Origin of the sequence: Micromonospora sp. RV43 (assembly GCF_001029515.1) — a bacterium.
Classification (GTDB): domain Bacteria; phylum Actinomycetota; class Actinomycetes; order Mycobacteriales; family Micromonosporaceae; genus Micromonospora; species Micromonospora aurantiaca.
In genome coordinates, this window is the sequence record NZ_LEKG01000073.1 from 1 (window position 1) to 15,083 (window position 15,083).

Sequence of the window (15,083 nt, forward strand, 5' to 3'; positions counted from 1 at the left end):
GCCGTGGGCTGGTCCTCCTCGTGGGCGTACGCCAGCTCCGGGTCGACCAACTGGATCGCGTGCACGAGCAGGTCGCCGGTGATCAGGAGGCGCTCGTCGTCCGCCTCGACCAGCACCGACTGGTGACCCGGCGTGTGGCCGGGCGTGTGCAGCAGCCGTACCCCCGGGGTGAGGGGCGTCTCGCCGTCGACCACCCGCAGCCGGCCGGCGGCGCGCAACGGCGTCAGCAGCCGGGCCGGCAGTTCCGGGTGGAACAGCTCCAGCGCGCCCACCTCGGCGCGCTGGATCACATGGTCCGCGTTCGGGAACAGCGCGCCGGCCCAGCCCACGTGATCGGTGTGCAAATGGGTGAGGACCACGGTGCGCACGTCGGCCGGGTCGATCCCGGCGGCGGCCAGCTCGGCCGGCAGCCGGCCCGGCGCCGGCGCCCAGCTCGCGGCGAGGGAGTCGGCCGGGCCGATGCCGGCGTCGACAAGCGTGACCGGCCCGTCGCCGGCCCGCACCGCGAACGCGCGGAACCGCAGCCACCACCGGCCGTCGTCGGTGACGGCGCCCGGATCGAGCCGGTCGGCCGCCTGCCAGTGCGCTTCCGTGGCGTCGGGAAACGCCTCGCCGCGGGGCTGGAAGAAGGGCCCCTCGCCGTCGGAGAGCGCGGTGACCGTGATAGACCCGAGGGTGCGGCTGCGTGGCATCGGACGATGATGCCAGCGGGCCGAGGCGCGGCGCAGCCCGCTTTTCCGGCGGTCCACCCGGGCCGCCTGGGGACTGCCGGTCAGTTTCCAGTACGCTCGTACTGCTTGAGCACGTGTCCCCCGAGAGGAGCGCCGGCCGATGGCGAAGATCAAGGTAAACAACCCGGTCGTGGAGATCGACGGCGACGAGATGACCCGGATCATCTGGAAGCAGATCCGGGAGCAGCTGATCCTGCCCTACCTCGACGTCGACCTGCACTACTACGACCTGTCGATCCAGCACCGTGACGCCACCGACGACCAGGTCACGGTCGACGCCGCCAACGCCATCAAGGAGCACGGCGTCGGCGTCAAGTGCGCCACCATCACCCCGGACGAGGCCCGGGTGGAGGAGTTCGGCCTGAAGAAGATGTGGCGGTCGCCGAACGGCACCATCCGCAACATCCTCGGCGGCGTGGTCTTCCGCGAGCCGATCATCATGTCGAACGTGCCGCGGCTCGTCCCGGGCTGGACCAAGCCGATCATCATCGGCCGGCACGCGCACGGCGACCAGTACAAGGCCACCGACTTCGTCGTCCCCGGCCCGGGCACGGTGACCATCACCTACACCCCGGCCGACGGCGGCACCCCGATGGAGATGGAGGTCGCCAACTTCCCCGGCGGCGGCATCGCCATGGGCATGTACAACTACGACGAGTCGATCCGGGACTTCGCCCGCGCCTCGTTCCGGTACGGCCTGGACCGCGGCTACCCGGTCTACATGTCGACCAAGAACACCATCCTCAAGGCGTACGACGGCCGGTTCAAGGACATCTTCGCCGAGGTGTTCGAGAACGAGTTCAAGGCCGAGTTCGAGGCCGCCGGCCTCACCTACGAGCACCGGCTGATCGACGACATGGTCGCCGCCGCGCTCAAGTGGGAGGGCGGATACGTCTGGGCCTGCAAGAACTACGACGGTGACGTGCAGTCCGACACCGTCGCGCAGGGCTTCGGCTCGCTCGGCCTGATGACCTCGGTGCTGCTGTCCCCGGACGGCCGCACCGTCGAGGCCGAGGCCGCCCACGGCACCGTCACCCGGCACTACCGGCAGTACCAGAAGGGCGAGAAGACCTCGACCAACCCGATCGCCTCGATCTACGCCTGGACCCGGGGCCTGGCCCACCGGGGCAAGCTGGACGGCACCCCGGCGGTCACCGAGTTCGCCGACACGCTGGAGAAGGTCATCGTGGACACCGTCGAGGGTGGCCAGATGACCAAGGACCTCGCGCTGCTCATCTCGCGGGACGCCCCGTGGCTGACCACCGACGAGTTCATGAACGCGCTCGACGAGAACCTGGCGCGCAAGCTCGCCGCCTGACGTGCAAGGAAGGGCCCCTTCTTAACGCCTCGCGTTGTAGAAGGGGCCCTTTTTAACACCTCAGGCTCGCCGGGACGGCGTGACCTCGTTCGGTGCGCCCTCGTTGCACAGGGTGGACGAGACGCCAGTCGCGTCCATGAAGGTGGGCCGTGGCCGCGCGCCGGCCAGCCGACCTTCGAGGCTGCTGAGCGCAGCCAGCCGTCCCTTCCCTGCGGGGGGTCCTGTCCCGGGCCCCCGCGCCCCATGCCCTCGGGCCGCGGCTGTTAAGAAGGGGCCCTTCCTCTACCGCAGGCGTTAATAAGGGGCCCTTCCTTTCATGCGGCGCGGAGCAGTTCGGCGGCGCGTTCCGGGGCGATGTCGTTGATGAACACGCCCATGCCGGACTCCGACCCGGCGAGGTACTTCAGCTTGTCCTTGGCCCGCCGGATGCTGAACAGCTGAAGGTGCAGGTGGCCCAGCTCCCTGTCGATCCGTACCGGCGCCTGGTGCCAGGCCGCGATGTACGGCATCGGCAGGTCGAACAGCCCGTCAAAGCGGCGCAGCAGGTCCAGGTAGAGCGGCCCGAAGGCGTCCCGCTCGGCGTCGTTCAGCGCCGGGATGTCCGGCACCGGCCGGTGCGGCGCCACGTGCACCTCGAACGGCCAGCGCGCCGCCGCCGGGACGTACGCGGTCCAGTGCTCGTTGCTCGTCACCACCCGGTCCCCGGAGGCACGTTCGGTGGCCAGCACGTCGGCGTAGAGGTTGCCCCCGGTGCGGTCGGCGTATCGCCGGGCGGCGGCCAGCATCGTGCGGGTGCGCGGCGTGACGAACGGGTACGCGTAGATCTGCCCGTGTGGGTGGTGCAGGGTCACCCCGATCTCCACGCCCCGGTTCTCGAACGGGAAGACCTGCTCGACGCCGGGTAGCGCGCTCAGTGCGGTGGTGCGGTCGGCGAGCGCGTCGAGCACCGTCCGCACCCGGTGCGGGGAGAGGCGGGCGAAGGAGGCGTTGTGGTCGTCGGTGAAGCAGACCACCTCGCATTTTCCGCGTCCGGGGCGTACCGGGGTGAACGGCGTGATCTCGGCCGGCTCGTCGGCCACCCGCTGGCTCAGCGAGGGGAACCGGTTCTCGAAGACCACCACGTCGTAGTCGGGCGCGGGGATCTCACTGTGCCGCTCACCGCGGGACGGGCACAGCGGGCACTGGTCGGCCGGGGGCAGGAACGTGCGGGTCTGCCGGTGCACCGCCACCGCCACCCACTCGTCGGTCAGCGGGTCGTACCGCAGCTGCGAGGCGGGCGGGGGAGGGGGCAGGTCCCGCCGGTCCGGCTGGTCGCGGACCGCGTCGTCCCGCTCGTCGAAGTAGATCAGCTCGCGGCCGTCGGCCAGCGCGATCTGCGTACGCTTCACTCCGCCCCCCTCGTCGTGGGCACCGTCACCAGCTCACCCACCCTGTCGTCGAGTACCCGTCGGGCCTCGGGTGCCAACCGGTCGTCGGTGACCAGCACGTCCGCCGCCTCCAGCGGCACGATCGACGAGATGCCGACGGTGCCCCACTTGGTGTGGTCGGCGAGCACCACGAGCCGGTCCGCCGCTGCCACTAGCGCCCGGTTCGTGTCCGCCTCCATCAGATTGGGGGTGGTGAAACCGGCCCGTTCGCTGATCCCGTGCACGCCGAGGAAGAGCAGGTCCAGGTGGAGCGCGGCGATCGCGGCCACGGCGAGCGGGCCGACGAGCGCGTCCGACGGTGTGCGTACGCCGCCGGTGAGCACCACGGTCTGGTCCGGCCGGCCGCCGACGTGCAGGGCCTCCGCCACCGGCAGCGAGTTTGTGACCACTGTGAGGCCGGGCACGTCCACCAGCCGCCGGGCCAGCTCGGCGGTGGTGGTGCCGGCGGAGAGCGCGATCGCGGCGCCGGGCCGGACCAGCCCTGCGGCATGCTCGGCGATGGCGGCCTTCTCCGCCGACTGGCGGACGGACTTGGCGTGGAAGCCGGGCTCGTCGGTCGAGCCGGGACCGGCCGGCGTCGCGCCCCCGTGCACCTTGGCGAGCAGGCCCTGCTCGTGCAGCGTGTCCAGGTCGCGCCGGATGGTCATGTCGGAGACGCCGAACTCGGCCGCCAGCTCGGTGACCCGGACGCCGCCGGCGCGGCGCAGTCGTTCCAGGATGGCCGTCTGCCGCTGCCGCGCCAGCATCCCCGGCTCACCTCCGCGCCTCACCGACTCACGCGGGCGCTCCACGCGGTCGAACGTGTTCCAACAAAGACGAACACTACCGCGCAACGAGGGGTGATGCGAGACCGCCGCCGTCCGGAAGCCGGACGACGGCGGTCGAGGGTGCTGGAGTGCCGGGACTCGGCCGGCGGTCAGGCGGTCACGCGGGCTGGAGGCGGGGCTCCACCCAGCCGGTCTCGGTCAGGTGCTCCATCACCTTCCCGATAGCCTCCTCGACGCTCAGATCCGAGGTGTCCACCACCAGGTCGGCGTCGGTGGGCGCCTCGTACGGGTCGTCGATGCCGGTCATCCCGGTGATCAGGCCGGCCCGGGCGCGGGCGTACAGGCCCTTGCGGTCGCGCTGCTCACACACCGCCAGCGGCGTCGCCACGTGGACCAGTAGGAACCCCGCCCCGGCCGTCTCCGCCATCTCCCGGGCGGTGGCGCGGGCCGCCGCGTACGGCGCGATCGGGCAGCAGATGCCGACGCCCCGGTGCCGGGCGATCTCCGCGGCCACCCAGCCGATCCGGCGTACGTTGAGATCCCGGTCGGCCTTGCTGAACCCCAGCCCGGCGGAGAGTTCCCGCCGCACCACGTCGCCGTCGAGCAGCGTGATGGTGCGGTCGCCCTGCTCGCGGAGCACGTCGGCCAGCCCGCGGGCGATCGTCGACTTGCCCGAGCCGGACAGGCCGGTCAGGAAGATCACCAGCCCTCGGTGCCGCCGCGGCGGGCGTGCCCGGGCCAGTTCCTTCGCCACCGCCGGCGGCGTGTGCCACTCGGGCAGCGGGAAGCCCCGGTCCAGCAGGTCGTCGATCTCGCGCGCGCTCAGCGCCAGCCGCCGGTTGCGCGGCGGAATGTCCTCGCGCCAGCGCCACTGCCCGTCCCGGTTGTCGTAGGCCAGCTCGCGGGGAACCAGCACGCGCAGACCGGCGCCGGAGAGCATGCCCTCGGTGGAGAGCAGGTGGGTCACGCCGTACGCGGCGGCGACCCGGGCCCGCAGCAGCGCGTCGCTGATCTCGTCGCGCCGCCGGGCCAGCGGCACCGCCACGAGCGTCGCCGGGGGCATCCGATCGCGGGCGGCGAACACGCTGCGCACCAGCGACTCGGCCGGCAGGCCGCCGATCGACTCCTCGCCCACCGGGATCATCACCAGCAGGTGCGCGCCGAGCGTACGGGCCGCGTGCGCGATCTGCGCCAGCTGCGGCCGGTGCAGGGGACGGTCGGCGAACACGCCGAGCACCCGGCCCGGCGGCAGCAGCCCGCGTACCTCGTCGGGGCCGCGCCGCAGCCGCTGGAACGGCCCGTGGCCGCCGTCGCCCAGGCGGCGCACCGTGCCGCCGACACCCACCATGCCCTCGCGGCCCGGCCAGACGTCGGTCACGTCCATCGCCGCCACCGGCGCGCCCTCGCCGTCGGTGAGCACCACCGCCCGGCGGGCCGGGTCGGCCGGGTCCAGCCCGTCGGCGAGCGCCGCCGGCACCTGGAGTGTCACCGGCACCGGCCACGGCGTGCCGTCGGCCAGCCGGCCGCGCCGGTTCAGCGAGGCCAGGTCGGCCCGGCTCATGAAACCGGTGAGCGGTGCGTACGCCCCGCTCAGCAACAACTGGAGATCGGCCAGCTCAGCGGGTCTGGGCGCGTACGACGGCGCATCCCGCAGAACGTCCTCGGGCAGCAGCCACCCGTTGCTCATCGAACCCCCAACTCACCGGCCGGCACACAGTTTCGCAGCCCACCGGCGATCGGTCGAGAGCGCCACCCGGCCTCCCGGTGATCGCCTGTTCCGGCGACCGTGCCGAGGACGAGTCGGGGTCACCGAATCCTTACCGGCGGGCCGCGGCCGGTCGATCGTGCGAACGGCTGCCTGCGCGCGCCGACCGGCCGAGCGCGCGGTCCCGTATCCGCCGGACCGCTCGGCGGAGACGGGACCGGAGCCGGCGCGAGTCCTCCACCCGAGGCGCGCCGCCGTTCCCGCCACCTAAGGGCCGCGGAGGCCGAGGATCAGGGGATCGCAGGGGTCAGGAGAGGCTCCGGCGAGGCACCGGAGTTCTACGCTGAACGGCGTGACACTGCTCGCGACCGAGTCGCTGACCAAGACGTACGGAGGCCGGGTCACCGCGTTGGCCGACCTCACCGTGTCGGTCGAGCCGGGGATCATCGGGCTGGTGGGCGCGAACGGCGCCGGCAAGTCCACTCTGATCAAGATCCTGCTGGGTCTGCTCCCGCCGACCAGCGGCCGGGTGCAGGTGCTCGGCCTCGACCCCACCACCGACCCCGCCGCGGTCCGCGCCCGGGTCGGCTACATGCCCGAGCACGACGCCCTCCCGCCCGACCTGTCCGCCGCCGAGCTGGTCACCCACCTGGGCCGGATCAGCGGGCTGCCGCGCACAGTCGCCCGCGAGCGGGCCTCCGAGGCGCTGCGCCACGTCGGTCTGCACGAGGAGCGGCACCGGGCCGTCGGTGGCTACTCCACCGGCATGAAGCAGCGGGTCAAGCTCGCCCAGGCGCTCGTGCACGATCCCGACCTGCTGCTGCTCGACGAGCCGACCAACGGCCTCGACCCGGTCGGCCGGGACGCCATGCTCGCGCTGATCCACCGGATCGGCACCGAGTTCGGCATCTCGGTGGTGGTCTGCTCGCACCTGCTCGGCGAGGTGGAGCGGATCTGCGACACGCTCGTCGCCATCGACGGCGGCCGGCTGCTGCGCGCGGACCGGGTGTCCGCCATGACCACCGCCACCGACGTGCTCGCGGTCGAGGTGAGCGAGGGCACGGAGGAACTGGCCGCCCGGCTCACCGCGCTCGACCTGCCGGTGACCCGCGACGGGCGGCTGCTGCTCGTCCCGCTCGCCGACGACGCCACCTACGACCAGATCCTCGGCGCGGTCGCCGAGCTGGACCTGCCGCTGCACCGGCTGGACCAGCGGCGGCACCGGGTGGCCGAACTCTTCGCCGCGAGGGAGCCCAGCCATGTCTGACGCGACCGGGGTCATCCACGACATCGGCTACCAGCGCTACACCGGTCCGCGGCTCGGCCGCCGGCAGGTCTTCGGCGCGCTCTACCTGCACGGCGTGCGTACCGTCTTCGGGCTGGGCCGCAGCGCCAAGGCCAAGATCTTCCCGTGGCTGGTCGTCTCCGTGGTCACAGTGGTGGCCGCCGGCGTCACCGCGGTACGCAGCCAGATCGGCGAGGTGGTGATGACGTACGCCCAGTTCGCCGACGCGATGAGCTGGCTGGTCATCTTCTTCGCCGCGGTGGCCGCGCCCGAGCTGGTCTCCCGCGACCTGCGCAGCGGCGTGCTGCCGCTGTACTTCTCCCGGCCGCTGCCGCGCGGCGACTACGCCCTGGCCAAGCTGCTGGCGCTGGTGACCGCGCTGTGGCTGTTGCTCGGCGGCCCGCAGCTGGTGATGTTCCTCGGTGCCGCGTTCACCACGAACCGGGGCGTACGCGGGGTGTGGGACGAGCTGCTCGACCTGCTGCCCGGGCTGCTCTACGCCGGGCTGTGGGCGGTGGTGTTCGCCTCGATCGCCCTGCTCGTCGCCTCGCTCACCGGCAAGCGCGCGTTCGCCGCCGGCGGCATCGTGGCGGTCTTCCTGATGACCACGCCGGTCGTGGGCGTGCTGTCCATCCTGCCCTCGCGGACGATCAACGAGCTGGCCTTCGTGGCTTCTCCGCCGACGCTCGTCGGCGGCGTGGGCAACTGGGCGCTCGGCGACCGGCTGACCCAGGGACGGGGCGGCATGCCGATCGGCGACTTCGGGCCGGTCTACGCCGTGGCCGCCGTGCTGCTGGTCGCCGCCTGCGTCAGCCTGCTGCTCCTGCGATACCGGAAGGTGGCCGCCCGATGACGGCGATCAGCACCCAGTCGACGGCCGGCGCGCCCGCCGCCGCGACGAGCACGCTCGACCTGGCGGGCGTCTCCCGCTGGTACGGCAACGTGGTGGCGGTCAACGACGTCACCATGCGGCTCGGCCCCGGCGTGACCGGCCTGCTCGGCCCCAACGGCGCCGGGAAGACCACGCTGCTGCACATGATGGCGGGCTTCCTGTCCCCGTCGCGCGGCACCGTGACGCTGGACGGGGAGCCGACCTGGCGCAACCCCGCCGTCTACCGGCGGCTCGGCCTGGTCAGCGAGCGCGAGGCGGTGCACACGTTCCTCAGCGCGTACGAGTTCGTGCTCGCCAGCGCCAAGCTGCACCGGCTGCCCGATCCGGAGGCCGCCACCCGGCGGGCGATCGAGCTGGTCGAGATGGAGGACGCGCAGACCCGCCGGATCGGCACCTACTCCAAGGGCATGCGGCAGCGCACCCGGGTCGCCGCCGCGCTCGTGCACGACCCGCAGGTGCTGCTGCTCGACGAGCCGTTCAACGGGATGGACCCGCGCCAGCGGCTGCACATGATGGCGCTGCTGCACCGGCTCGGCGACGCGGGGCGGACCATCCTGTTCAGCTCGCACATCCTGGAGGAGGTCGAGCAGGTCTCCGGCACGGTCCAGGTGATGGTGGCCGGCCGGCTCGCCGCCTCCGGCGACTACCGGACCATCCGCCGCCTGATGACCAACCGGCCGCACGTGTTCGGGGTGCGTTCCACCGACGACCGGGCGCTGGCGGTGGCGCTGATGGCCGAGGCGTCGGTCTCCGGCGTCGAGCTGGACCGAACCGGCCTGACGGTCAAGGCCGGCGACTACGGCGCGTTCACCCGGGCACTGCCCCGGATCGCGCTCCGGCACGGCATCCGGGTCCGGCAGCTCCTGCCGGAGGACGAGTCGCTGGAGAGCGTCTTCTCGTATCTGGTGGAGGCATGATGTCGACAGTCACCTGGATCACCGCACGCGGCCTGTTCGGCCGGAGCCGGTTCCTCATGCTGCTGCCGTTGCCGCTGGTCCTGATCGGCCTGGCGGTGCTCTGCCGGTCGCTCGGCGTCGACCCGGGCCAGTGGGGACCGCCGGTGCTCGTCGGCCTCGGCCTCGCGGTGGTGCTGCCGGTGGTGGCGCTGATCGTGGGCACCGGCGTGCTCGGCGCGGAGATCGACGACGGCACCGTCGTGCACATCCTCACCAAGCCGCTGCCGCGCTGGCAGATCGTGCTGCCGAAGCTGGCGGTCGCGGCCGGCGTCACAGCGGTCACCGTCGGCGTCCCGATCTACGTCGCGGGCGTTCTCGCCGATTCGGTACGCCTCGGACTCGCACTGGTCGTCGCCTCGGCGGCGGGCGCACTGGCGTACTCGGCGCTGTTCCTCGCGCTGAGCCTGGTGACCCGGCGGCCGGTGCTGCTCGGCCTGGTCTACGTGCTGATCTGGGAGGGGCTGCTGGGCCGGTTCGTCGGCGGCACCCGGGTGCTGTCGATCCAGCAGTGGGTGATCGCCCTGGCCGACCGGATGGCGCCGACGCCGCTGCTCGGCACCACCGTCTCGGTGCCGGTCGCGGCGGTGCTCACCGCGCTGGTGGCGGTCGGGTTCACAGTGCTGGCGATCGACCGCCTGCGCTCGTTCAGCGTGGCCGGCGAGACGAGCTGAACCCCGGGGCGGAACCCGTTTTCCGGCACGAGCGCCGGAAAACGGGTTCTGCCCTGCCGTGTCCGGTCTGTTAGTTTGCGGCGGCTACGCACACCGACACGGGGAGAACACCTTGCGTTCAGCTCGCCTCGCCCTGCTGGCTCCGGCCGCGGTCGCGATGATCGTCATGTCCGGCTGCGATGACGACAAGTCCTCGGCCGGGCCGGCGGCGCCCTCCGCCCCCGCCGCCACCTCCGTGCCGCCGGTGACCCCGGCGCCGGCGGGCCTCGACGAGGCCACCCGGAAGACCTGCGCGACGGCGGAGAAGGACATCACGGCCGCCCTGAAGGAGGTGGCCGAGGCGGAGAAGATCGGCCCGCCGGCCGGCCACTCGGCGGTCAGCGCCCAGTACTCGGCGGGCGCGGCCACGCTCTACACGCACGCCTTCACCAGCAGCGACGAGGTGAACGCCGCGGTGAAGGGGGTCGCCACCGCCATGACGGACCTCGCCGACACCTGGGCCAAGGCGCCGGGCAAGGCGCCGAGCAAGGCGGATCTGACCACCGCCCGGGACAAGCTCAAGGCGGCCTGCGCGGCCGAGTGAGGCATGCACCGCCGAGGGGCCGGCCCGGTCGGCCCTCCGGGGTGTTAAGAAGGGCCCCTTCTACAACGCCAGGCGTTAAGAAGGGGCCCTTCCTTACATCCGGCCGCCGTGCGGCGGTTCAGAACGCGCAGGCGATGACCAGTTCCGTGGTGCGGTCCGGCAGCAGGTCCAGCTTCGCGATCCGGCCCGCGGCCCGCAGGTCGTCGGCGACGGTCCCGAGCTGGTCGAGCACCGCCGCCGGTCCGAGCGCCTCGGCCAGCGGCACGTCCGCCTTCATCGACAGCTTCCGCTCCGACTTGGCGCGGCGCACCTGGCCCAGCGCGTCAGCGGCCAGCCGCAGCAGCTCCGGGTCACCCGGCGCCTCCATGGCGCGGCCCACCTCGTACGTGGTCGGCCACGGTGAGCGGTGCACCGACCCGTACCGCCGCCACGACCAGACCTCCTCGGTCACGAACGGCAGCACCGGCGCGAACAGGCGCAACTGCACCGACAGCGCGGTCGCCAGCGCCGCCCGGGCCGAGTCGGCGGCCGGCCCGGTGCCGTAGGCGCGCTCCTTCACCAGCTCGATGTAGTCGTCGCAGAACCGCCAGAAGAACGCCTCGGTGGCCATCAGGGCGGCCGTGTGGTCGTACCCGTCGAAGGCGGTGGTCGCGGTCGCGACCACGCCGGACAGTTCGGCGAGCATTGCGGTGTCCAGCGGTTGGGTCGCCGCGGCCCGCAGCGCGTCGGCGGCGCCCAGCCCGAGCGCGAACCGCGACGCGTTGAGCAGCTTGGTGGCCAGCCGGCGCCCCACCTTGACCTGGGCCGGGTCGAAGGCGAGGTCCATGCCCGGCTTGCCGTTGGCGGCCCAGTAGCGGACCGCGTCGGACCCGTTGCGCTCCAGCAGCGCCATCGGCGTGACCACGTTGCCCTTGGACTTCGACATCTTCTTGCGGTCCGGGTCGAGGATCCAGCCGGAGAGCACAGCTGTGTGCCACGGCAGCGCGCCGTGTTCCAGGTGGGACCGGGCCACAGTGGCGAACAGCCAGGTCCGGATGATGTCGTGCCCCTGCGGGCGCAGGTCCATCGGGAAGACCCGGGCGAACAGGTCCGGGTCGGTCTCCCAGCCGCCGACGATCTGCGGGGTCAGCGACGAGGTGGCCCAGGTGTCCAGCACGTCCGGGTCGCCTGTGAAACCGCCCGGCTCGCCGCGCTGCGACTCCTCGTATCCGGGCGGCGGCTCGCTCGTCGGATCGATCGGGAGCATCGCCTCGTCCGGTGTGAGAGGGTGGGACCAGTCCGGCTCGCCAGCGTCGTCGAGCCGGTACCACACCGGCACCGGCACGCCGAAGAACCGCTGCCGGCTGACCAGCCAGTCACCGGTGAGACCGCCCACCCAGTGCTCGTACCGGTGCCGCATGTGCTCCGGCACCCAGCGCAGCTCCCGCCCCCGGGCCAGCAACTCCTCGCGCAGGCCGGCGTCCCGGCCGCCGTTGCGCAGATACCACTGCCGGGTCGAGACGATCTCCAGCGGCCGGTCGCCGCGCTCGTAGAACTTCACCGGGTGGGTGATCGGCCGCGGCTCGCCGACCAGGTCGCCCGCGTCGGCGAGCAGCTCCACGAGCGTCCGCCGGGCGCCGTTCACCGTCTGCCCGGCCAGTGCCGCGTAGGGCTCCGCCGGCACGCCGGCCGGCGGCTCCCGCAGCAGGCGCCCGTCCCGGCCGATCACCACGCGGGTGTCCAGCCGCAGTTCCCGCCACCAGGTCACGTCGGTCAGGTCACCGAACGTGCAGACCATCGCGATGCCCGTGCCCTTGGCCGGGTCCGCCAGCGGGTGCGCGCGCACCGGCACCTCGACCCCGAACACAGGGGTACGCGCAGCCGCGCCGACCAGGTCCGCGTACCGCTCGTCGTCGGGGTGGCAGACGAGCGCCACGCAGGCCGGCAACAGCTCCGGCCGGGTGGTGTCGATCAGCACCTCGCGGCCGTCCGGCCCGGTGAACCGCAGCCGGTGGTACGCGCCGGGCCGCTCCCGGTCCTCCAGTTCCGCCTGCGCGACGGCGGTGCCGTACCCGACGTCCCACAGAGTCGGCGCCTCGGCCTGGTACGCCTCGCCCCGCGCCAGGTTGCGCAGGAACGCGCGCTGGCTCGCCGCGCGGGCCGCCGACCCGATCGTGGTGTACGTCAGCGACCAGTCCACTGACAGCCCGAGCCGCCGCCACAGCGCCTCGAACGCCTTCTCGTCCTCCACAGTGAGCAGTTCGCACAGCTCGATGAAGTTGCGCCGGGAGATCGCTGTCGGGTTCTTCCGGGCCGCGTCGTCCACCGGTGCGGCCGGCGGGCGCCAGTCCTTGTCGTACGGCAACGACGGGTCGGGACGCACGCCGTACACGTTCTGCACCCGGCGTTCGGTGGGCAGCCCGTTGTCGTCCCAGCCCATCGGGTAGAAGACGGTGCGCCCGCGCATCCGCTGGAACCGGGCCACCGTGTCGGTGTGGGTGTACGAGAAGACGTGACCCATGTGCAGCTCGCCCGACACGGTCGGCGGGGGAGTGTCGATCGCGTATACGTCCGACCGCTCCTTCGTGCGGTCGAACGCGTACGTGCCGTCCTCCTGCCAGCGGCGGGCCCAGGTCTCCTCGAGGCCGTCCAGGCTCGGACGCTCGGGGACGCCGCCGCGAGGGCTGATCGTCGTGTCGGTCATCAGCCGATGGTAGGCAGCCACCCTGCCGCACTCCACGACTTTCCCCACCCCGCGCGTCCTCGTCGATCTTGCATTTGCCGCCCCGGCGCAAGCCACTAATCGGGCATCCCTCGGGCCGCAAGTGCAAGATCGACGAGGGTGGAGGGGAGAGGGGCTAGAGGAGGGAGTCGCGCCACTGGCGGTGCAGGGCGGCGTAGCGGCCGTCGGCGGCGATCAGCTCGGCCGGCGGGCCGTCCTCCACGATCCGGCCGTCGTCGAGCACCAGCACCCGGTCCGCTGTCTCCACCGTGGAGAGCCGGTGGGCGATCACCAGGGCGGTACGGTCGCGCAGCACGCTGTGCAGGGCCCGCTGCACCAGCCGCTCGGTCGGCACGTCGAGCGACGAGGTCGCCTCGTCGAGGATCAGCACCCGGGGATCGGCGAGGAACGCCCGGGCGAACGCGACGAGCTGCCGCTGCCCGGCGGAGAGCCGACCGCCGCGCCGGTGCACGTCGGTGGCGTACCCGTCCGGCAGCGCGGCGATGAAGTCGTGCGCGCCGATCGCCCGGGCGGCCGCGACCACCGCCTCGTCGTCGGCGTCGGGGCGGCCGAACCTGATGTTGTCGGCCACGGAACCGCTGAACAGGTGCGTCTCCTGGGTCACCAGCACCACCGCCCGGCGCAGCTCGGCGTCTGCGAGGTCGCGCAGGTCCACCCCGTCCAGCCGGATCACGCCCGCGTCGGGGTCGTGGAAGCGGGCCACCAGCTTCGCGACAGTGGACTTCCCGGCGCCGGTCGGCCCGATCAACGCCACTGTCTGCCCGGGCGGCACGGTCAGGTCCAGGCCGGACAGGATCGGTGTTCGGCGGCGGTAGCCGAAGTCGACGGCGCGGAAGGTGACGGCCCCGCGCGGCGGTCCGGCCGGCAGCGGCACCGGCCGCGCCGGTTCGGCCACCGCCGGGCGCTCGTCCAGCACGCCGGCCAGCTTCTCCAGCGCGGCGGTCGCCGACTGGAGCGAGTTGTAGAACTGGCTCAGCTCCTCCATCGGCTCGAAGAACCGGCGCAGGTAGAGCAGGAACGCGGCGAGCACGCCCACCTCCACGCCGCCGCCCAGCACCCGCCAGCCGCCGTACCCGAGCACCACCGCAGCGGTCAGGTTGCCGATCAGCCGGATGCCCGGCGAGTAGATCGCGATCAGCCGGAACGCGCGCAGGCTGGAGCGCCGGTAGTCGTCGTTCACAGTGGCGAAGATGCGGTCGTTGCGGTCCTCCCGCCGGTACGCCTGGACGGCCCGGATGCCGCGCAGCGACTCGACGAAGTGCACGATGACCAGCGCCACCGCCTCCCGGGTGCGCCGGTACGCCCCGGCCGAGGCGCGGGCGAACCAGCGTGACAGCACGAACAGGAACGGGAAGGCGAGCAGCGTCACCGCCGCCAGTGGCAGGTCCAGCCAGAGCAGGATGCCCGCCACCGACAGCACTGAGAGCCCGGCCATCACCAGCTTGTCGATGCCGCCGTCGACCAGCTCGGCGATCGACTCCAGGTCGCTGGTCAGCCGGGACACCATCCGCCCGGACGTGTAGCGCTCATGGAACCCGACGTCGAGGCGGAGGAAGTGCCCGTACACCCGGCGGCGCAGGTCCAGCAGGACGGCCTGGCCGATCCGGGCGGCGAGGGTGAGGAACGCGCGCCGGGCCGCGTACTCGACAGCGGTCGCGACCACGAACGCGGCGGCGACAGCGATCAGCGGGCCGGGATCGCCGGCCCGCAGCGGCTCGATACCCCTGTCGATGCCGAGCATGACCAGGTACGGCCCGGACATCGCGGCGGCGTTCTGGGCCAGCAGCAACGCCACCGCCAGCCCGAGGGCCCGCCGGTGCGGGCGCAGCAGCCGGCGCAGCAGCAGCCGGCTGCGGGCACGCAGCCGGGTCACCGCCTCCGGGGACGAGTCCTCGGCCCGGCTGCGGTCGGCGTCCGGATCGGTGGCCCGCCCTCGCCAGCGGGACAGGTCTTCACCGTCGCCGTGGCGCGCGCCGGTCGTCCCGTTACCGTTCGGCGCGTCGCGGGGCCGGGGCACCCGCGGCGC

At 72.8% G+C, this 15,083-nt stretch carries 12 protein-coding genes; 6 read left to right on the forward strand and 6 right to left on the reverse strand.

The genetic code is table 11. The features are described 5' to 3' along the window. Positions 1-692, reverse strand: a 692-nt coding sequence (locus ABD52_RS18545) for an MBL fold metallo-hydrolase (protein WP_047892655.1), incomplete at its 3' end; no start/stop codon positions are given. A 139-nt stretch (positions 693-831) separates the two neighbouring features. On the opposite strand from ABD52_RS18545, the gene ABD52_RS18550 reads away from it, so the two are divergent. Continuing rightward, positions 832-2,049 carry an NADP-dependent isocitrate dehydrogenase gene (locus ABD52_RS18550; protein ID WP_013288497.1) on the forward strand — a complete coding sequence of 406 codons (1,218 nt, stop codon included), beginning with the start codon at positions 832-834 and terminating at the stop codon, positions 2,047-2,049. Between the two features lie 314 nt (positions 2,050-2,363). On the opposite strand, the gene galT is transcribed toward ABD52_RS18550, so the two are convergent. From galT to cysC, 3 genes are all read right to left on the reverse strand, one after another. Continuing rightward, a complete protein-coding gene (gene galT / locus ABD52_RS18555) occupies positions 2,364-3,437 on the reverse strand; it encodes a galactose-1-phosphate uridylyltransferase (RefSeq protein WP_047892656.1) in 1,074 nt (357 codons plus the stop codon). Beyond that, entirely contained in the window at positions 3,434-4,222 is a 789-nt protein-coding gene (locus ABD52_RS18560; protein WP_013288495.1) for a DeoR/GlpR family DNA-binding transcription regulator, read from the reverse strand. The genes galT and ABD52_RS18560 overlap by 4 nt, the downstream gene beginning before the upstream one ends. A 178-nt stretch (positions 4,223-4,400) precedes the next feature. After that, the gene (gene cysC / locus ABD52_RS18565) at positions 4,401-5,930 is read right to left on the reverse strand and encodes an adenylyl-sulfate kinase (RefSeq protein WP_013288494.1); all 1,530 of its coding nucleotides are present in this window, start codon (positions 5,928-5,930) and stop codon (positions 4,401-4,403) included. A gap of 370 nt (positions 5,931-6,300) precedes the next feature. Here cysC and ABD52_RS18570 point away from each other — a divergent pair, with 370 nt between their 5' ends. From ABD52_RS18570 to ABD52_RS18590, 5 genes are all read left to right on the forward strand, one after another. Next, on the forward strand, positions 6,301-7,215 hold the full coding sequence (locus tag ABD52_RS18570; RefSeq protein ID WP_047892657.1) for an ABC transporter ATP-binding protein: 915 nt from the start codon (positions 6,301-6,303) through the stop codon (positions 7,213-7,215). After that, positions 7,208-8,086 (forward strand): ABC transporter permease, encoded by an 879-nt coding sequence (locus ABD52_RS18575; protein WP_047892658.1) that lies wholly within the window; start codon positions 7,208-7,210, stop codon positions 8,084-8,086. Before ABD52_RS18570 ends, ABD52_RS18575 begins: the two co-directional genes overlap by 8 nt. Continuing rightward, complete coding sequence (locus ABD52_RS18580; RefSeq protein WP_013288491.1) at positions 8,083-9,042, forward strand: ABC transporter ATP-binding protein; 960 nt, start codon at positions 8,083-8,085, stop codon at positions 9,040-9,042. Before ABD52_RS18575 ends, ABD52_RS18580 begins: the two co-directional genes overlap by 4 nt. Beyond that, positions 9,042-9,752: an ABC transporter permease gene (locus tag ABD52_RS18585; protein ID WP_047892659.1), complete on the forward strand. Its 711-nt coding sequence runs from the start codon at positions 9,042-9,044 to the stop codon at positions 9,750-9,752. The genes ABD52_RS18580 and ABD52_RS18585 overlap by 1 nt, the downstream gene beginning before the upstream one ends. A gap of 157 nt (positions 9,753-9,909) precedes the next feature. Further along, entirely contained in the window at positions 9,910-10,335 is a 426-nt protein-coding gene (locus ABD52_RS18590) for a hypothetical protein (RefSeq protein ID WP_047892660.1), read from the forward strand. 118 nt (positions 10,336-10,453) lie between these two features. Here ABD52_RS18590 and valS read toward each other — a convergent pair whose 3' ends face one another. Both valS and ABD52_RS18600 read right to left on the reverse strand, forming a co-directional pair. After that, on the reverse strand, positions 10,454-13,018 hold the full coding sequence (gene valS / locus ABD52_RS18595) for a valine--tRNA ligase (protein WP_047892670.1): 2,565 nt from the start codon (positions 13,016-13,018) through the stop codon (positions 10,454-10,456). A 154-nt stretch (positions 13,019-13,172) separates the two neighbouring features. Beyond that, positions 13,173-15,005: an ABC transporter ATP-binding protein gene (locus ABD52_RS18600; protein WP_235437494.1), complete on the reverse strand. Its 1,833-nt coding sequence runs from the start codon at positions 15,003-15,005 to the stop codon at positions 13,173-13,175. Between the last annotated feature and the right edge of the window lie 78 nt (positions 15,006-15,083).